Raw genomic sequence first — 17,248 nt, 5'->3', positions numbered from 1 at the left:
GGATCCCTCGTCGGTGGCGGCGTCGAGAAGTCCGACGGCCGCCACCTGCCGGAGGCCGCGCGTCAGCGGTGCGCCCACCTCGAAGCCGGCGTGGCGTGCGGCCGTCTCTTTCTCCCTCCCCCACGGCAGCATCTGGAGACACTCGGGACCGTCGGGTTCCTCGCGGCCCAGGAGGAACCCGACGGTCAGCAGCGTTCCTGCGGCGATCGGCGCGGATCCGGCCTGCGGTTCACGGTGATCAGCGTGAACTCCCGCTCGTACGCGCCCGTCGGCGGCGCCGCCAGGAGACACCGGGCGAACTCGGCGGCCCGCTGCGCGCCCGGCCCAGTGGCAGGCGCCCGAGGAAGTACCCGTCGAACCAAGAGCCGCCGTCCCCCTCGACGCCGAGGGCGGCCCACTGCTCCTCGACCGGCCGGCCCGCACAGGGGGAACCGCGCCATGCGAGGCGAAAGAGCGGCCCCGTCCCGGGACCCTCACCTCCATACGCCGTGCGGCGGTCTCCTTCGTCCTTCGATGCTCAGGCGATCCAGTGCGGCCGTCGCGTGGCGGACGCCGACGGGAGGCCGGCGGCGAGTGCGGTCGCCATGCGGTGGACGGCTTCGCGCAACGTGTCCGCCGGGGCCGTGTACGGGATGCGCATCCGCTGCTCGAAGATGCCGGGGTCGGTGGCGAAGCAGGCGCCGCTCTCGATCCGGACGCCGTTGTCGAGGGCCCGTTCGGACAGCGCGGAGGCCACCGGTTCCCCCAGGTCGACCCACAACGAGAGTCCGCCGGGCGGCAGTTGCCAGGTCCAGTGCGGCATGTGCTCGGTCAGCGCGTTGGCCAACGCGGCTCGTTGCGCCCGCAGTTGCTCGATGCGGGGCGGCAGAAGCTCTTCGGCGCGGTCCAGGAGGGTGAGGGCGAGGAGTTGGTCGACGACGGATCCGCCCATGTCGGTGGCCACGCGCTGGCCCGCGAGTTCGGTGACCAGACGTGCGGGCGCGCGCAGCCAGCCGATGCGCAGGCCGCCCCAATGGGTCTTGCTCATCGAGCCGATGCTGATGACCCGGCCGGCGCCGCCCCGTGCGGCGTGAGTGGCGAAGGGAGAGGGCGGGTCGACGTCGAGCGCGAGGTCGGCCAGCGTCTCGTCGATGATCAGCCAGGTACCGGACCGCTCCGCCGCCCGCAGGACACGCTGCCGCTCGTGTTCGGGCATGAGGCGGCCGGTCGGGTTGTGGAAGTCGGGTATCAGGTAGGCCAGTTGGGGCACGACCTCGCGGAGGGTCGATTCAGTGATCTCGATGTCCCAGCCGGCGTCGGTCACGGGGACGGACACGGTACGCAGCCGGGCTCGACGTAGCGCCTCAAGGGCGTTGGGGTAGGACGGGTTCTCGGCCATGACCCGGTCGCCGGGGCTGCTCAGCAGCCCCAGGACGAGCGTCAGCGCGTGCTGTGCGCCGGACGTCACCAGGATCTGTTCGGGCAGGGTGGCGAGGCCCCGTCGGGTGTAGCGCTCGGCGACGGCGGCGCGCAGGTCGGGCAGGCCGTAGGGGTGGTAGCCGGGGGTGTGTGCCTGCCCGGCGAGTTGCGGGGTGATGTGCACGAGGGCGTCGACGAGTGCCTGTCGCGGGAACCCGGGGGACGCTCTGGCAAGGTCGATCGCGGTGTCCTGCGGGCTGAGGAGGCGGGTGATGCCACTGGGGGTCCGGCCTTCGGGCAGGGCGGTCCACGTGCCGGATCCCTGGCGGCTGTGTGCGTAGCCGCTCTCGCGCAGCAGGTCGTACACGGCGGTGACGGTCGTTCTGCTGGTGTCGAGGGCGGCCGCCAGTTCGCGCTCGGCGGGGAGTCTGACGTGCAGGGCGATGCGTCCGTCCAGGATGAGCGTGCTGATCGCCTGCGCGAGGTGACGGTAGGCGGGCCTCGTGCCGGCGGTGTCGGGCAGCATCGCGGCGAGCTGACGGCTGCCCAGGGTCCGGTCCGCGCGGCCCACCCTGTCCACCCGCAGGTAGGCGTTCGCGTCAGTCAAACCATTCTCCCCAGATTGGCCATGTCATCCGGGCCAATCACTCTACAGAGTTGCCGCAATGGCCATGAGGGCCCACGACACCCACGGTGGAGGCACACACACATGCGGCAGGACACGGACACGACGGCCCGCTCCGAGCACGCGGCGCCGGGCGTCGAAGGGATCGGGCGCAGCCGCCCCACTCCCCCACTCACCTACGTACGCCTCGGCGAACGCCCGCTCCGCCGCCTGCCCCAGCTGCTCGCCGGTCTCGCCCTGTACGGATTCAGCATGGCCGTCATGGTCCGCGCCGCGCTGGGCCTGAGTCCCTGGAGCGTTCTCAACGAGGGTCTGGAGAAGCACACTTCGCTGAGCTTCGGCACACTCACCGCGGTCGTGGGGGTGTCGGTGCTGCTGCTGTGGATCCCCCTGCGGCAGCGGCCGACGTTCGGGACCGCCGCGAACATCGTCGTCGTCGCCTTCTCGTCCGACCTCGGGCTCGCGCTCGTCCCCTCGGGCCTGCCACTCCCCGAACGCGCCGGACTCCTCCTCGCCGGGACATTCGCCAATGCGCTGTCCGTCGCCGTCTACGTAGGCGCCCGGTTCGGGCCGGGGCCCCGGGACGGGCTGATGACCGGTGCGTCCGCCCTGACGGGACGTTCCATCCGCGTGGTCCGCACCTTCATCGAGGTCTCCGTGCTCGCCGCCGGATGGCTGCTCGGCGGCGGCGTAGGGCTCGGCACCGTGCTGTACGCCCTGACCGTCGGGCCCGTCACGCAGTTCTTCCTGCCACGGTTCGCCTGCACGAGTCCGACCAGGTCCCCACGCACAGGCCTGCGTGCCACCGGCTCCCGCACCTTTTCGTAGATCTGTCTCACCCACGTGTGCCGTGAGCGGGACCGCATGAGGCCGTGGTGCCAGGTGCGGCTGGACGACCCGCGTCGGGCCGCGCTCATGGGCGAGTACGTCTCGCACAGGCCTTCGCCGAGCGCTCACTCAGGCGCCGGCCCGTCACGAGCGGCGCCATCCTGATCGACCCTCCCCCGGGCCCGGGCGTCCAGCTCGCCGCCGACAGCCACCGTGCCGTGCTGCCTCTGGACCACCCCCTCGCCGGCGAGCCGGTCGTCGACATCCGCGACCTGGAGGACGATCCGTTCCTGATCTCGCCCAACGGCCGCGAGGACCGCGTCCGGACGATCCACCGTCTTGCCGGGCTGCGGTTCACCCCCGCACACCGGGTACGGGATCTGGCGACCCTGATCAGCACGGTGCAGGCCGGTATCGGCGTGACCGTCCTGTCGGAGGTGTCCCGCTCCCTGATCCCGCCCGACCTGGCGCTGCTGCCGCTGCACCCCCAGACCTCACGGCGCCTCGTGCTGACCGGGCCCCGGGCCCGGCCCTGGCACCCGGCCGTCCGCACCTTGGCGGACTCCGCCCTGGACCATCTCGCCGGTGCGGACGCCATGTCGGACGCACCCGCAGGCTGAAGAATTCCGTCGAAGTCACGGACCGTGCTGCCTACTGTGGCGGAATGCCCCATGGGAAGACCTCATACGTGTGCCTGCCCTGCCGGGTCTCGTACAAGCAGCCCTACGACCGGGACAGGCAGCGGATCTGTCCGCGCTGTGCCGAGCCGATGATCCACGCGGGGTCGGCCTTCGCCGCGCCGCGTCGCCGCGACACCGCCGCGTGGCGGGCGCTCTCCGTTCTGCTGCACGCGGGCGTGCGCTTCCACAAGAGCTGCTGCGGGGGCCCGGGGTTCCGGCCCCGCGGCCTGCGTGAAGTGCGCGAACGCCTTGTGTACGCCGAGCGCTCCGGCGAGCCCGTCGCCCGTGCGCTCGAGCGGTACGACGTGCCGTGGATCGGCGGCCCCGGTCGGCGCCGACGACCGCCGCGCCGGTAATGGGCCAGTGGCCTCCTTGCCCACCATGAGCTTGCTTATTGGTCACACCCTCAATAACATTCCCGGCATGCCGTCCAGCGTCCGTCGCAAGCGAATTCGGAAGACGCCGGCCGCGCGACGTGCGGAGATCGTCGACGCGGCCGCCGCGGTCGCCCTCGCCGAGGGACTCGAGTGCGTCACGCTGCGGCGGATCGGCGAGGAGCTCGGCGTCCGCCCCGGACTGATCAGCCACTACTTCCCCTCGGCGGACGACCTCGTCGCGGAGGCCTTCGGCAGCGCCTCCAGCGCCGAGCTCGACAGCCTCCTGCCCGCCGAGCGGGCCCAGGGGACGCCCACACTGCACCTGGGGTGGTTCTTCGCACGCGCGACGGGCGCCCCCTACGACAACATCAGCCGCCTCTGGATCAACGCGCGCCACCTCAGCCGCCACCGGCTCGCCCTGCGCGACCGGGTCGCCGAGCAGGAGGCGGCCTGGCGCGAGCGGCTCACCGGCCTGATCCTGCAGGGCGTCGACCGGAACGAATTCCGTACGGCCGACCCATATGTGACGGCCATTCAGATTCTGGTCGTGCTCGACGGCCTCGGAGCGCACGCCAACACCGACACCGGCAACCGTCCCGCCCAGGTGTCGCGCATGGCGGCGACGACGGCGGAACGCGAACTCGGCCTTCCGCACGGGACGCTCACCCGATCCGACGCGCTCCTCACTGCTTCACCCACCGGCTAGGGTCCCGCGTCCCGGCCACCACCCACCGGCAGGGACCCGCGTCCCGGCCACCCCGCCCGCCCTTCAAGGAGCCGCTGTGCCCACCCCTCTCGTCCTGCTCTCCGCCCGGCTGCTCGACCCCGTCACCGGCGCGTTCCTGCCGCAGACGGCCCTCGCCGTGTCCGGCGGCCGGATCTCCGCCCTGGGCGACGACCACGGCATACGTGCGCACGTGGACGCTTCGACCACGGTGATCGACCTCAAGGGCGCCGTGGTGACCCCGGGCCTGGTCGACGGGCATCTCCACCCTGTCTCGGGCGCCGAGTTGACGGGCGGGCTCGACCTGTCGGGCTGCACCGATGTGGAGGACGTGCGCGCGGCGCTCGCCGCCGAGGTGCGGAACCTGGCGCCGGGGGCGTGGCTGCACGGCTGGGGGCTCGACCCGAACGTCTTCGGCGACCGGCCCGTCGGTATCGCCCCCTTCGACTCCGTCCTCGACGGCGTACCCGCCCTTCTTCTGCTGTTCGACGCCCACTCCATGCTGGCCAGCCGGCGCGCGCTGGAACTCGCCGGTGTGGACGGCCCGCGCACCTTCGATCAGGCCTCCGCCGAAGTCGTCTGCGACGAGCAGGGCATTCCCACCGGACTGCTTCAGGAGGACGCCGCCTGCGAGCTGGTGGAACGAGTCGCCCCGCAGCCCACGCGGGAGGAGCGCCGCGACCGGCTCGCAGCCACCCTGCGCGCCATGGCCGCCACGGGTCTCACCGGCGGTCACGTCATGGACGCGAACGGCGACAGCCTCGCCCTGTTCTCCGAGCTCGACGCCGCCGGTGAGCTCGCGCTCCGCCTGCGGGTCGCGCCGTGGTGCCAGCCCGGCACCGACGCCGAAGGAGTACGGGCGCTCATCGAGCAGCAGGGCGCGGGCGGCTCGTTGTGGCGCACGGACGGCGTCAAGATCTTCATGGACGGCACCATCGACAACGGCACGGCCTGGCTGGAGCGCCCCGACTGCCACGGCGAGTCCACCCACGCCTTCTGGCCGGACCCCGAGGTCTGCACGCGGATCATCGGCGAGCTCCACCGCGCCGGAGTGCCCACCGCCACCCACGCGATCGGCGACGCCGCCGTACGCCATGTCCTCGACGCCGTCGAGAAGGCGCAGGCCACCGGCGGGCGCGGGGCGCGCCATCGGGTCGAGCACATCGAGACGGTGCCCGACGACATCGTGGGCCGGTTCGCCGCGCTCGGCGTCATCGCGTCCATGCAGCCCACCCACTGCTGCGACTTCACCCGGGCCGACCACACCGACAACTGGTCGCGCCGCCTCGGTGAGGAGCGCGCATCGCGCGCCTGGCGCTGCCGCGATCTGCAGGATTCGGGCGCCACCGTGGTGCTCGGCTCCGACTGGCCGATCGCCCCGTATCCGCCGCTCGGGGTGATGGCCGGCGCGCGCCACCGCCGCCCGAGCCGCGACCTCGCCCAGGACCCGCACGGACCCGAGCAGGCGCTCACGCCGCTGGAGGCGCTCCAGGGGCTGACGGTCAACGCGGCCTACGCGGCGGGCGAGGAGCACGAGGCCGGGCGGATCGCCCTCGGCCATCGAGCCGACCTCACCGTCCTCGCCGACAACCCGCTCACCACGGCCGACACCGCGCTGCCGGACCTGCCGGTGCTGCTCACCGTCCTCGACGGCCGCCCCACGCACCGCGACGAGAGCCTGTAGTCGTCCACGGGTGTGCGGAGCCGCTCACACCGGCTCCGCATACCAACGGCGGTGGACGAACGGCTCCACCACGAGCACGCCCGCCGCCGCGACCGCCGCCACCGAGGCCGCCGGAAGCGAACCCCACGCGGCCGCGGCCGCCCCGGCGAGCACCACCAGCGGACGCACCAGGGTCAGCGGCCCCAGGCCGACGACCACGGCGAGGGTGCCGGCCCGGAACGGGCCCCACAGGTAGCAGGCCAGGCTCAGCGCGACGATCACCGCGTACGGCGCGTAGCACAGGAGCATCCGGTGGGCGGCGGCGTCGAGTTCGGCGTAGCGCGCTGCCCGGTCCGCCGCGGCGCCGAGCAGCGTCACGGCGAGGGCCGCGCTCAGCAGCAGCGCCGGGGCGCCGACCGAGAGACCGCGCCGGGCCGCGAGCAGCGCACGTCTCGACTTGCGGATGCGGCCGTCCCGCCCGGTGTAGGAACGGAACCCGGCGAACGCCGCGTCGACGAGCGCGAGAGCGGCGAGCAGGAAGGCATTCACCGGGCGCCCTCCCTCGCCGCAGCCCCCCGGCGTGTCCCGCCCATGGTGTCCGCACGCCCGACCAGACGGCCCGAGGGCCCGGGGCCCAGCTCGGCCCGCAGCGGCGGCAGCAGGTCCGGGCGCACGCCCATGACGGGGCGCAACGTGGTGCAGAACGGGTTGCTGCGGCCCCGCGGTTCGTAGACGAGCGGGGTCAGGCCGTCGGCGTGGGCGGCGGCCGCCAGCAGTGTCTCGTCGTCATGGGCGCGGCGGGCCGACATCACGCCGTCGTGGCGGCCCAGCGGATCGCGCATCCGCGCCCGGTGGAAGACCCACGCGCCGATCGGGGCGAGACCGGTGGCGGCGATGTCGAAGTGGCAGAACGCGGCGGTGCCCGGCGTGGCCTGGGCGGCGAAGAAGGCGTCGAGGTCATCGCCCCGGAAGTGGTGCAGGACGCCCGTCGACACGTACACGGTGGCGGGCTCGTCGAGGGCGAAGGCGTCACCCCTCACGAAACGGCAGGGCAGTCCCTCCGCGCGGGCCAGCCGCCCGGCCTCGGTGACCAGGGCCGCGTTGAAGTCCACGCCGACCAGGTCGACATCGGGGCCGAGGGCGCCGGACGCGGCCAGCCACCGCACGAGGTAGCCGAGGCCACAGCCGACGTCGACCACCCGCAGTGGGCCGTCGGACCGCCCGGCGGCGCGGATCACGGCGAGCAGCGGGCGCAGGAGTTCGGCGATGCGGTCGCCGAGGCGCAGTTCCTCGCTGAGCCGCTGGAGTTCGGTGTGGACGGCGACGAGCCGGCGGTCCACGGCGAGCGGATCGAGGTTCCCGTCGTCGTCCAAGGCCATCCCGGCGGCGATGCGGGCGCCCCTGCGGTCACCCGCGGCGACGAGCCGCGCGACGACGTCGGCCCCTCGCACCGGCAGGCGTTCGCGCGTGCCGGGGTCGTGGTCCACGACCAGATCGGATATCTCGATGAGCTGCACAGGGAGAAGGTACGCCGCCGGGGAGGCCGTCGGCGCCACACCCTGAGAGGCGGGAGGAGGGAGCCCCGAGAGGCGGGAGCCGAGCGGCGGGGCCGACGGCTCCTCCCTGGTGGCTCGGGGCATCCTGGACGAGCCACTGCCGGCGGTCGAGCCGCTGGAGAACGCCGGCGAGGTGCACGAGGCACTGGAGAATCGGACGGCCCCGGCGAAGACGCTGCTGTCCGTGGCCGATCGAACTCCGGCCCGCACCACGGCCGGACGGCCCCGCCCGCCCTCGGGCGGACGGGGCCCTCGCTCGTGCGGCTAGCGCGAGACCACCTGGTCGGACACCGCGGCCGGCACCGGCGCGTAGCCGGTCGCCCGGCCGGTGAACGTGCCCCGGCCCTGGGTCCGGCCGCGCAACTGGGACGCGTAGCCGAAGAATTCGGCCAGCGGCACCGTCGCCGTGACGACCGCGGTGCCCGCGCGCATCGCGGAGGCGGAGATCCGGCCGCGTCGTGCCGCCAGGTCCCCGAGCACCCCGCCCACGGCGTCCTCGGGCACGGTCGCCGTGACCTCGACGACCGGTTCGAGCAGCGCCATGGCACTCGCCCGGAAGGCCGCCCTGAGCGCGAAACGGCCCGCTGTGCGGAACGCCATCGGCGAGGAGTCCTTGGGATGCGTGGAGCCGTCGGTGAGCGTGACCTGCACCCCGGTGACCCGATGGCTGCCGAGGGGACCCTCGCTCAGGGCGTCCCTGCACCCGGCCTCCACGGCCTGGACGTAGTCCCGTGGCAGCCGTCCGCCGGTGACGACCGACCGGAACACGAAGTCGGCCGCGTCGTCGCCCGTGCCGTCCTGCGCCACCGGCAGCGGCCGTACGTCGATGACGACGTGCGCGAACTGGCCGGCTCCTCCCTCCTGTTTGACATGCCGGTACGCCAGGCCGGACACGCCGCGCGAGACCGTCTCCCGGTAGGCCACCTGCGGCCTGCCGACGCCTACCTCCAGACCGTGGGCCCGGCGGAGCTTCTCCACCGCCACCTCCAGATGCAGTTCACCCATGCCCGAAAGGACCGTCTGGCCGCTCTCGTGGTCGGTCCTGACGACGAGCGAGGGGTCCTCCTCGACGAGTCGTGCCAGCGCGGACACCAGCCGGGCACTGTCGGCTTTCCTGCGTGCCTCGACCGCCACGGAGACGACCGGTTCGGCCACCATGGGCGGTTCGAGGACGACAGGCGCGTCGGGTGCGCACAGGGTCGCGCCGCTGCGGGCGGCCTTCACTCCGGCCACCGCGACGATGTCCCCGGCCACCGCGCGCCCCACCTCGGTGTGCCGGTCGGCCTGGACGCGCAGGATCCGGCCGATCCGCTCCGTACGCCGTGCGCCCGCATCCCACACCGCCTCTCCCCTGTGAACCGTTCCCGAATACACCCGCAGAAAGGTCAGACGCCCGCGAGGAGTCGCCTGCACCTTGAACACCAGCGCGGCCAGCGGTGCCGCCGGATTGCAGGCCCGCTCCTGCTCGTCGTCGCCGACGGCACCGCGGACCGCGGGCACGTCGAGCGGTGACGGCAGATAGGCGACGACCGCGTCCAGGAGCGGCTCGACACCGCGGTTGCGGTAGGCCGATCCGCACAGCACGACGACGCCCTCACCACTGCGCGTCAGATCCCGCAGCGCTCCTGCCAGCGTCCCGGCGGACAGAGCCGATCCGTCGCAGAACTCCTCCAGCGCACCGGGATGCAGCTGCGCCACCGTCTCCTCGAGGAGCCGCCTGCGCCGCCGCGCCTCCTCGCGCAACCCTTCCGGAACAGGCCCCTCCTCGTACGTGTCTCCGCCCTCGCGCCAGGTGAGAAGACGCATGCGGATCAGGTCGACGACACCGGTGAACGCGTCCTCGCGGCCGACCGGCAGCTGGGTCACCATCGGGACCGTGCCGAGGCGCCGGCGCATCGACTCGACCGCCGTGTCCAGGTCGGCACCGGCGCGGTCGAGCTTGTTCACGAAGGCGATGCGCGGCACACCGTGGCGGTCGGCCTGCCGCCAGACCGACTCGCTCTGCGGCTCGACGCCCGCGACGGCGTCGAACACCGCGACGGCGCCGTCCAGCACGCGCAGGGAGCGTTCGACCTCGTCGGCGAAGTCGACATGGCCCGGGGTGTCGATCAGGTTGATCCGGTGCCCGTCCCAGGCGCAGCTGACGGCCGCGGCGGAGATGGTGATGCCCCGTTCGCGTTCCTGGACGTCGAAGTCGGTGACGGTGGTGCCGTCGTGGACCTCGCCGCGTTTGTGGGTGGCGCCGGTGGTGTAGAGGATCCGTTCGGTGACGGTGGTCTTGCCTGCGTCGACGTGGGCGAGGATGCCCACGTTGCGGACCGCGGTCAGGGGGTCGGTGTCATGACGGTGCAGGTCGGTACGCACGCCTGTGGCCTTTCAGGTGGTTCCACACAGAGGCAGCGCGATGTCCGGACGGACAGTGCAACGAGCCCCGCCGAAGGGTCGGTTCGGGGGCGTGCGGACACGTGAGGTGTCAGATGTTCGTCGCGGGTGTCCGGTACCGGCCGCGCAGCCGGTGCCGGGCGCACCGAGACACCAGGATCACCTCGAACCGTGACCGGGGAACGACGACAGCGGTGCGGTGACGCACGGCCCGGCTCCCCTCACTTGTCACGGCGCGCGCTGCGACGAAGGGCAGCGGCGTGAACACGTGGCGAGTGTAGGGAAGCGGCCCCGCGCCGGGCACCTGATTAAAGACGGCCCCTGGGCTCGTCCCGGAGACCGCCCGCGGGCTCGTCCCGGAGACGGCCCGCGGGCTCGTCCCGGAGACGGCCCGCGGGCTCGTCGCTCAGGGATGCATACGCGCCCCCTTGAGGACCTTGTCGACGGCGTTGCGCGGGCCGTACACGGCCATGCCGACCAGGTCCAGTCGGTCTGCGGGCACGGCCCGGACCGCGGCGCGGTTGTCCCGGTCGTTGCCCGTGCCGAACAGCTCCGCCGTGAACACGGCCGTCGGCAGCGAGCGCGACAGGGCACGTCCGTGCGCCGTCGCCAGCGTCTGCTTCGCCCCCTCGAAGACCAGCACCGGCTGGCGGAACATCGGCAGGTACGCGGTGGCGTCGGCGTCCTCGTACGGGGCTCCGACCACCTCCGGCGCCGTCGTACCGAGCCCGCTGACCAGGAACGCGGTCACGTTGAGCCGCTGCCAGGGCTCCAGGTCGTCGCGCAGCAGGACGGCGATCTTGGTGTCGAAACGGACCGGCGCGAGGCCGGAATGATCATCCGCCGCGGCCGGCGCCGGGCTCGCGACTTCGGTGGGGATCTCGTCCATCGTTCTCATGCTTCGAGACTGCGCTGTCCGGGCCGGTCCGGTCTTGTACGTTCCTTGCATGGTGCCCCGGCCGGAGATCTCCGCGTGGCGCCCGCGGGTCGCGGGTGTCGTGGAGGTGTTCCACGCCCACTTCACGGAGCACGCGTACCCCATGCACGTCCACGACGCGTGGACGCTGCTGATCGTCGACGACGGCGCGGTCCGCTACCACCTGGACCGGCACGAGCGCGGCACGCCGCACGACACCGTCAGCCTGCTTCCGCCGCGCGTGCCGCACAACGGGTCGCCCGCCACCGCACACGGCTTCCGCAAGCGCGTCCTCTACCTCGACATGACGCAGCTCGACGAGACGTTCATCGGAGCGGCGGTGGACGGACCCGACCTCACCGACCCCGTCCTGCGCACCCGCGTGGGCCAGCTCCACAGCGCCCTCGCCCACCCCGGCGACGAGTTCGAGGCGCAGAGCCGCCTCGCCCTGATCGGCGAACGGCTGCGCACCCACCTGCGCCCCGGTGTCCCCGACAGCGAGCGACCCGGCCGCGGCGTCGCCCACGACCTGCGGGACCTCCTGGACGCACGGCTCCTGGACGGCATCTCCCTCGACGAGGCGGCGCGTCTCGTCCACGCCCATCCGACTCATCTCGTACGCGCCTTCAGCGGCGCCTTCGGCATCCCGCCGCACCAGTACGTGATGTCCCGCCGGGTCGATCTGGCCCGCCGTCTGCTCCTCGGCGGGCAGCCGCCGGGCGAGGTGGCGACCGCCGCCGGGTTCTACGACCAGTCGCATCTCACCCGGCACTTCAAGCGGGTCCTCGGGACCACCCCGGGCCGCTACGCCCGCACCGCTCCCTGAGCACTTCGGGTGCTTTTAGCGGGTGTTGTACATGTTCGCGGAACCACTTCCCCCTACCGTCGTTGCACGGATGCCGCCGGGCACCGAGGCCGGGCCGCGACAAGACCCTGGGAGTGTGCGTGAAGGTTGTCTGTGTCGGTGGAGGACCCGCCACCCTGTACTTCTCGATCCTGCTGAAGCTCCAGGCCCCTTCGCACGACATCACCGTCCTCGAACGGAACCCGGCCGGCTCCACCTACGGCTGGGGCGTCACCTACTGGCCGGACATGCTGGAGCGGCTCAGGCGCCACGACCCGACGTCCGCGTCCGCGATCAGCGACGGGTCGCTGCGCTGGCGGGACGGGGTCGCTCATGTCGGGGAGCGCACCACGACCCATGAGGGGGACGAGGGCTTCGCCATCGGCCGGCACAAGCTCCTCGACATCCTCGCCCGCCGAGCGGAGTCTCTCGGCGTCGGCATCGAGTACGGCCACGAGGTCCCCGACCGCGCGCAGTTGCCCGGGGCCGACCTGGTCGTGGCCGGCGACGGCGCCAACAGCACGATGCGCGACCGTCATGCCGACCACTTCGGCACCCACACCACCCTGGGCCGCAACCCCTACCTCTGGCTCGGCACGACCAAGGTGTTCCGCTCCTTCACGTTCGCTTTCGTACAGACCGCGCACGGCTGGATCTGGTGCTACGCGTACGGGTACAGCGGCGAGCACAGCACCTGCGTCGTCGAGTGTTCCAAGGCGACCTGGCAGGGCCTCGAACTCGACCGCCTGCCCCAGCCGGAGGCCCTGCGCCGCCTGGAGGGGATCTTCGCGTCGCTCCTCGAGGGCCACTCGCTCATCGGCCGCAGCGGCCTCGGCGGCCCGGCCCCCTGGCAGACCTTCCGCACCCTCACCAACCGGACCTGGTCGCACGGCAATCTGGTGCTGCTCGGCGACGCCGCGCACACCACGCACTACTCCATCGGCGCGGGGACCACGCTCGCGATGCAGGACGCGATGGTCCTGGCGAGTTCCCTCGCCGGGGCGAAGACGATCCAGCCGGCGCTCAGCCACTACGAGCGCACCCGCAAGAGCGAGCTGCTGTCCGTCCAGAGTGCGGCCCGGCACAGCGCGCAGTGGTACGAGAACCTCCCCCGCTACATCCAGCTCCCGCCGGCCCACATGTTCGCCCTGCTCGGCCAGCGGCACTCCCCGCTGCTCCCCCACATCCCGCCCCAGCTCTACTACCGGATCGACCGGGCCGCCGACCAGTTGCAGTCACTGCGCAGACTCAAGCAGTGGCTGGGACCACGTCTCGCCCGCACCCTTCAGCACCGCGACTCCGCACGCGGATGAGGCACTTCCGGAGTCGGAGACTCGGTGGCTCGGTGGCTCAGAGCCGGATGATCACGACGGCCGTGTCGTCGGAGTTGCCGCCGCGCGGGATCAGTTCGGCGAGCACGGTGTCGGCGAGGCGTTCGGCGTCCGCCGACGCGTGGCGCATCAGGCAGTCGGCGAGGCGGGTCAGACCCGTGTCGATGTCCTCGCGGCGCCGCTCGACCAGGCCGTCGGTGTAGAGGACGAGCGTGGCCCCGTCCTCGAAGGCCGTCTCGGCCTCCGGCCTGGGGATGTGTTCGGGACGGGCGCCGAGCGGCGGGTCGGTCGCCCGGTCCAGGAATTCGACGGCACCGTCGGTGTGCAGCAGCGCGGGCGGCAGGTGGCCCGCGCTGCTGTAGGCGAGGGTGTGGCGGTCGTGGTCGACGACCACCAGCGCGGCCGTGGTGGACTCGGCGCCGTCGACCGAGCGGGCGTAGAGGCCGAGCGCGTCGAGCGCGGCGGCCGGGCCGTCCGCCACCAGCACGGCGGCGCTCAGGGCACTGCGAAGCTGACCCATGACTCCGGCCGCGCGCAGTCCGTGGCCGACCACGTCACCCACGGCCACCGCGAGCCGGTTGTGCGGCAGTTCGGCCAGGTCGTACCAGTCGCCGCACACGTTGAGGGCGCCCACGGCCGGCCGGTAGCGCACGGCCGCCCGGCCACGGCCGACTCGTTCCGGCACCGGAAGCATCGCGGCCTGGAGCGTCAGCGCCACCTCGCGTTCGCGGGCGTGGGCCTGGCGCAGCCGCTCGTTGACCTCCTGAAGTTCCCTGGCGCGCGTGTACAGCTCCGCCTCCAGCACTCTGGCCCGGTCACCGTCGCGGCCGCCCTTGGCGCGGATCAGCTCGGTGACCTCCTCCACCCGGTGCAGCAGCAGGACGACGCTGCCGTCGGAGCCGAAGACGGGTGCGTTGACCGGGCTCCAGTAGCGCTCCTCCCACTGGCCGGGCCGATCGAGGTCCTCGACGTCGTACCGCTGGAGCGCCATGGCATCGCGTTCCCCGGTGGCCACCACCCTCCGCAGCGACAGCTCCAGATTGCGCATGCCGGTCGCCCCGTCGTCGCTGGGGTTGTCGGGAAAGACGTCGAACAGGTACCGGCCGACGAGCTGTTCACGGGTGCGCCCCGACATCTGGCAGAACGCCTCGTTGGCGTCCGCGTACACGAGGTCGGGCCTGAGCAGAGCGACCGAGCCGGGCAGCGCCTGGAACACCTGCTCGTAGTCGATTCCGGATTCCCTCACGACACGTCCCGCCTCCTTGCGTGTGCCGCGGGTGCGGCGAACGGTGCCGGGCACCCCTCGGCCGACGAACGACCACAGGGTGTCCCAGCCGCGGGGGCCGGAGCTCCGATTACGTCATCGGCGGCGTGTCCCGCGGCCGGACCGCCCGGCCGCCGTCAGTGGTGCCAGGCATGGCCGCCCGTGTTGTGGATGAAGCGCTGCAGCACCTTGAGGGTGGTCAGGTACTCCTCGTCGGATACGCCCGCGTGCCGCTCGGCCCACAACTCTCTCTGAAGCAGAGCCAGTTCGTCGAAGAAGTCCTTGCCCGCCGCCGTGAGCGAGAGCCGCCCCTCGGCGTCCTGCACGATCCAGCCGTGGGCGATCGTCGCGTCGATCTCCTCCGCCAGGACGACATCGCCCACGCCGAGGTAACCGCTGAGGGTGTCGGACACCTCGGCCCGGGTCCTGACGCGGTCGGCCCGCGCGACCTGTGCGAGGACCCACCACTGCGGCTGGGTCGTGCCCTTCTCCGCGAGGGCGCCGCGGGTGCGGGTGACGACGGCGTTGTAGGCGGCCCAGGCCCAGTAGCCGATGGGCTGCTCGATCAGGTCCGCGTCGCTGTGCGAGTACTCCATGGCTGGTTCGCTCCGTCCGCTGGGCACGACACTTCGGTGCGTCCGAGCCTAGAAGCTGAACCGCACTTGAGGTCCAGGGGTCACGGCGGAGGAGGCCGCGGCGATTTCGGATCGCGCGAGGCGGCCGTGCCCTGGCACCCTGCTGTCATGAGTGATGCGGAACTGCTGCTCCTCGGCGGACGGGCCGGTGTCGGCAAGACGACCGTGGGCTGGGAGGTCTCGGCTCTCCTGCGCGCCATGGAGGTGTCGCACGCCGTGATCGAGGGCGACTGCATGGGGCAGGTGCATCCGGCGCCGGAGGGCGACCCGCACCGGGCCGGGATCACCGAGGACAATCTGACGGCCGTGTGGGGCAACTTCGCCCGGCGCGGCTACCGCCGCCTCATCTACACGAACACGGTCAGCGTGCTGCCCGAGGCGGCGGGCATGTTCGAGCGTGCGATGGGAGCGGGCGTGCGGATCGTACGGGTCCTGCTCACGGCCTCCGACGCCACAGCCACCGCGCGGCTGACCGCCCGGGAGCTCGGCTCGGAGCTGGAGGCGGAGCTGCGGGGCAGCGCCCGCAAGGCACGCCTCCTGGACGAGCAGGCACCCGCGGACACCGTGCGCGTGGCGACCGACGGGCGGACGGTCACCGACATCGCCCGCGAGGTGGTGGCCGCGACCGGCTGGACCGAGCGGCCGCCCGTCCCCGGGTGGACCTAACTTCGGGCTCCCGTGGCCGGGGGGACCCAGGTCTTCCGTTCGGCTCGGGCGAGCCCGGCACGATCCGGACGAAAGCCCTCAGCTCGCGGTGCCCGAGCGGGCCAGCCAGCGGCCCTCGTGGCGTGACACCTCGATCGGGCGGCCGAAGCAGGCCGTCATCCGGTCAGACGTGAGCACCTCGTCGGCCCGGCCCCCGGCCAGCACGCGGCCGTCGCGCAGGAGCAGCGCGTGGCCGATCGCCGGCGACAGCTCCTCCAGGTGGTGGGTGACGGTGATGGTCGCCAACCCTCGTCGCCCCTCGGCGAGTTGACGCATCGTGTCGATGAGGTCCTCGCGCGAGGGCAGGTCGAGCGCGTTGAAGGGCTCGTCGAGCAGGAGCAGGGACGGATCCGCCATCAGCGCGCGGGCGATGAGGACGCGGGCCCGCTGGCCGCCGGAGCAGACGCCGTACGGCCGGTCGGCGAGCTCCTTGATGTCGAGTTCGGCCAGGAGCGTGTGCGCACGCTCGCGCACGTCGGCGTCGTACTTGCGCCACAGGGGCTGCACGGTGCCGGTGTGCCCGGTCAGGACGACGGTGTGTCCGGTGAGGTCCTGCGGCACGCGCTGCGCGCTCGACACCAGGCCGATGTGCGCGCGCAGTTCGCGTACGTCGACCGTGCCGAGGCGGTGGCCGAGCACCTCGACGGTGCCGGTGGTGGGGTGCATCAGTGCGCCGATGAGGCGGAGCACACTGGTCTTTCCGGCGCCGTTGGCGCCGAGCAGGGCCCAGTGTTCGCCGGAGCACACCGTCCAGTTGATGTCGTCGAGGATGACCTGGCCCGTCGTGAACCTGCGCACGCAGGCCCCGTCGAGGGCGGCGACGATCCGTCCGTTGCTCACTGACGCCTCCTGTCGAATGGACCGGCACAGGTTAGCTGCACACAGCATTCAAACGTGGGGATGTCCAGTTCGTGGACCCCGCGGGGTCGCTACGGGCGGGTGACGACGGTGAGGGGGCTTCCGGGACACCCTCAGCGGACGGGTGCGGCACGATGCGGTCGAGCCGGCGTGGGGTCCACCGGCGGATCGGTCGAGGAGTGTCATCACCGCGGGCACCGGCAGCAGCCGCACGACGGTGGCGCCGATCAGCACGCTCGCGGCGAGGCCGAGCATTTTCACCACGATGTTGTCGCTGACGACGAACGCGGCGAAGACGCTGACCATGACGGGCGCCGCGCCTGTGATGACACGGACGGTGATCTCCGGAGCATGCGTGCACGCCGGCCTTCGGGTCGCCCGTAGGCAGCCATGCGCCGGGCGCACCACTCTCCGGTGCGGCGCAGGAGGGCCTTGGCCGCCGGGCGGGGGCCGGCGCGGCGC

Annotated in this window: 16 protein-coding genes and 1 pseudogene; 8 read left to right on the top strand and 9 right to left on the bottom strand. The window is 72.6% G+C overall.

The window, feature by feature from the left end; all coding sequences use genetic code 11:
• Window positions 1-517: 517 nt before the first annotated feature.
• Complete coding sequence (locus ACFC96_RS37990) at window positions 518-2,005, bottom strand: PLP-dependent aminotransferase family protein (protein WP_376616770.1); 1,488 nt, start codon at window positions 2,003-2,005, stop codon at window positions 518-520.
• Between the two features lie 102 nt (window positions 2,006-2,107).
• Between ACFC96_RS37990 and ACFC96_RS37985 the strand changes: the two genes are divergently transcribed.
• The 5 genes from ACFC96_RS37985 to ACFC96_RS37965 all read left to right on the top strand — a co-directional run bounded on the left by ACFC96_RS37985 (window position 2,108) and on the right by ACFC96_RS37965 (window position 6,316).
• Entirely contained in the window at window positions 2,108-2,851 is a 744-nt protein-coding gene (locus tag ACFC96_RS37985; protein WP_376616768.1) for a YitT family protein, read from the top strand.
• 47 nt (window positions 2,852-2,898) lie between these two features.
• Window positions 2,899-3,471: a LysR family transcriptional regulator substrate-binding protein gene (locus tag ACFC96_RS37980; RefSeq protein WP_376616766.1), complete on the top strand. Its 573-nt coding sequence runs from the start codon at window positions 2,899-2,901 to the stop codon at window positions 3,469-3,471.
• Between the two features lie 44 nt (window positions 3,472-3,515).
• Entirely contained in the window at window positions 3,516-3,887 is a 372-nt protein-coding gene (locus ACFC96_RS37975; protein WP_376616764.1) for a deoxyxylulose-5-phosphate synthase, read from the top strand.
• A 67-nt stretch (window positions 3,888-3,954) separates the two neighbouring features.
• Complete coding sequence (locus ACFC96_RS37970; RefSeq protein ID WP_376616762.1) at window positions 3,955-4,614, top strand: TetR family transcriptional regulator; 660 nt, start codon at window positions 3,955-3,957, stop codon at window positions 4,612-4,614.
• A gap of 76 nt (window positions 4,615-4,690) precedes the next feature.
• Window positions 4,691-6,316: an amidohydrolase gene (locus ACFC96_RS37965; RefSeq protein ID WP_376616760.1), complete on the top strand. Its 1,626-nt coding sequence runs from the start codon at window positions 4,691-4,693 to the stop codon at window positions 6,314-6,316.
• A 24-nt stretch (window positions 6,317-6,340) separates the two neighbouring features.
• Here the strand turns inward: ACFC96_RS37965 and ACFC96_RS37960 are convergent, their stop codons facing one another.
• The 4 genes from ACFC96_RS37960 to ACFC96_RS37945 form a co-directional block, all read right to left on the bottom strand.
• The gene (locus tag ACFC96_RS37960) at window positions 6,341-6,844 is read right to left on the bottom strand and encodes a hypothetical protein (RefSeq protein ID WP_376616758.1); all 504 of its coding nucleotides are present in this window, start codon (window positions 6,842-6,844) and stop codon (window positions 6,341-6,343) included.
• A complete protein-coding gene (locus ACFC96_RS37955) occupies window positions 6,841-7,812 on the bottom strand; it encodes a class I SAM-dependent methyltransferase (RefSeq protein WP_376616756.1) in 972 nt (323 codons plus the stop codon). Before ACFC96_RS37955 ends, ACFC96_RS37960 begins: the two co-directional genes overlap by 4 nt.
• 303 nt (window positions 7,813-8,115) lie before the next feature.
• Window positions 8,116-10,215 (bottom strand): elongation factor G, encoded by a 2,100-nt coding sequence (fusA, locus tag ACFC96_RS37950; RefSeq protein WP_376616754.1) that lies wholly within the window; start codon window positions 10,213-10,215, stop codon window positions 8,116-8,118.
• Between the two features lie 424 nt (window positions 10,216-10,639).
• Entirely contained in the window at window positions 10,640-11,122 is a 483-nt protein-coding gene (locus tag ACFC96_RS37945) for a DUF2000 domain-containing protein (protein ID WP_340456709.1), read from the bottom strand.
• Window positions 11,123-11,180: 58 nt separating this feature from the next.
• On the opposite strand from ACFC96_RS37945, the gene ACFC96_RS37940 reads away from it, so the two are divergent.
• Both ACFC96_RS37940 and ACFC96_RS37935 read left to right on the top strand, forming a co-directional pair.
• Complete coding sequence (locus tag ACFC96_RS37940) at window positions 11,181-11,975, top strand: AraC family transcriptional regulator (protein ID WP_376260840.1); 795 nt, start codon at window positions 11,181-11,183, stop codon at window positions 11,973-11,975.
• A gap of 119 nt (window positions 11,976-12,094) precedes the next feature.
• Window positions 12,095-13,306, top strand: coding sequence for an FAD-dependent monooxygenase (locus ACFC96_RS37935; protein WP_376616752.1), 1,212 nt, complete (start codon window positions 12,095-12,097; stop codon window positions 13,304-13,306).
• A 37-nt stretch (window positions 13,307-13,343) separates the two neighbouring features.
• Here the strand turns inward: ACFC96_RS37935 and ACFC96_RS37930 are convergent, their stop codons facing one another.
• Together ACFC96_RS37930 and ACFC96_RS37925 are read right to left on the bottom strand one after the other, a co-directional pair.
• Complete coding sequence (locus ACFC96_RS37930; RefSeq protein WP_376260836.1) at window positions 13,344-14,570, bottom strand: PP2C family protein-serine/threonine phosphatase; 1,227 nt, start codon at window positions 14,568-14,570, stop codon at window positions 13,344-13,346.
• A gap of 155 nt (window positions 14,571-14,725) precedes the next feature.
• Entirely contained in the window at window positions 14,726-15,184 is a 459-nt protein-coding gene (locus tag ACFC96_RS37925) for a MarR family winged helix-turn-helix transcriptional regulator (protein WP_376616750.1), read from the bottom strand.
• Window positions 15,185-15,331: 147 nt separating this feature from the next.
• Between ACFC96_RS37925 and ACFC96_RS37920 the strand changes: the two genes are divergently transcribed.
• The gene (locus ACFC96_RS37920) at window positions 15,332-15,889 is read left to right on the top strand and encodes an AAA family ATPase (protein ID WP_376616748.1); all 558 of its coding nucleotides are present in this window, start codon (window positions 15,332-15,334) and stop codon (window positions 15,887-15,889) included.
• A gap of 78 nt (window positions 15,890-15,967) precedes the next feature.
• On the opposite strand, the gene ACFC96_RS37915 is transcribed toward ACFC96_RS37920, so the two are convergent.
• The gene (locus tag ACFC96_RS37915; RefSeq protein WP_376616746.1) at window positions 15,968-16,768 is read right to left on the bottom strand and encodes an ABC transporter ATP-binding protein; all 801 of its coding nucleotides are present in this window, start codon (window positions 16,766-16,768) and stop codon (window positions 15,968-15,970) included.
• A 31-nt stretch (window positions 16,769-16,799) separates the two neighbouring features.
• A pseudogene (locus ACFC96_RS37910) lies at window positions 16,800-17,180 on the bottom strand (MMPL family transporter); the annotation flags it as partial.
• Window positions 17,181-17,248: the final 68 nt, after the last annotated feature.

Source organism: Streptomyces sp. NPDC055955, from assembly GCF_042270245.1.
GTDB lineage: Bacteria > Actinomycetota > Actinomycetes > Streptomycetales > Streptomycetaceae > Streptomyces.
The sequence above is the reverse complement of the archived record's forward strand: the minus strand, read 5'-3'. Positions and strand labels throughout refer to the sequence as shown.

Bases quoted from the DNA above. Each gene is read 5' to 3' on its own strand.
- ACFC96_RS37925 (WP_376616750.1), bottom strand. From the start codon at position 15,184: ATGGAGTACTCGCACAGCGACGCGGACCTGATCGAGCAGCCCATCGGC.
- ACFC96_RS37945 (WP_340456709.1), bottom strand. From the start codon at position 11,122: ATGGACGAGATCCCCACCGAAGTCGCGAGCCCGGCGCCGGCCGCGGCG.
- ACFC96_RS37970 (WP_376616762.1), top strand. From the start codon at position 3,955: ATGCCGTCCAGCGTCCGTCGCAAGCGAATTCGGAAGACGCCGGCCGCG.
- ACFC96_RS37940 (WP_376260840.1), top strand. From the start codon at position 11,181: ATGGTGCCCCGGCCGGAGATCTCCGCGTGGCGCCCGCGGGTCGCGGGT.
- ACFC96_RS37975 (WP_376616764.1), top strand. From the start codon at position 3,516: ATGCCCCATGGGAAGACCTCATACGTGTGCCTGCCCTGCCGGGTCTCG.
- ACFC96_RS37985 (WP_376616768.1), top strand. From the start codon at position 2,108: ATGCGGCAGGACACGGACACGACGGCCCGCTCCGAGCACGCGGCGCCG.
- ACFC96_RS37920 (WP_376616748.1), top strand. From the start codon at position 15,332: ATGAGTGATGCGGAACTGCTGCTCCTCGGCGGACGGGCCGGTGTCGGC.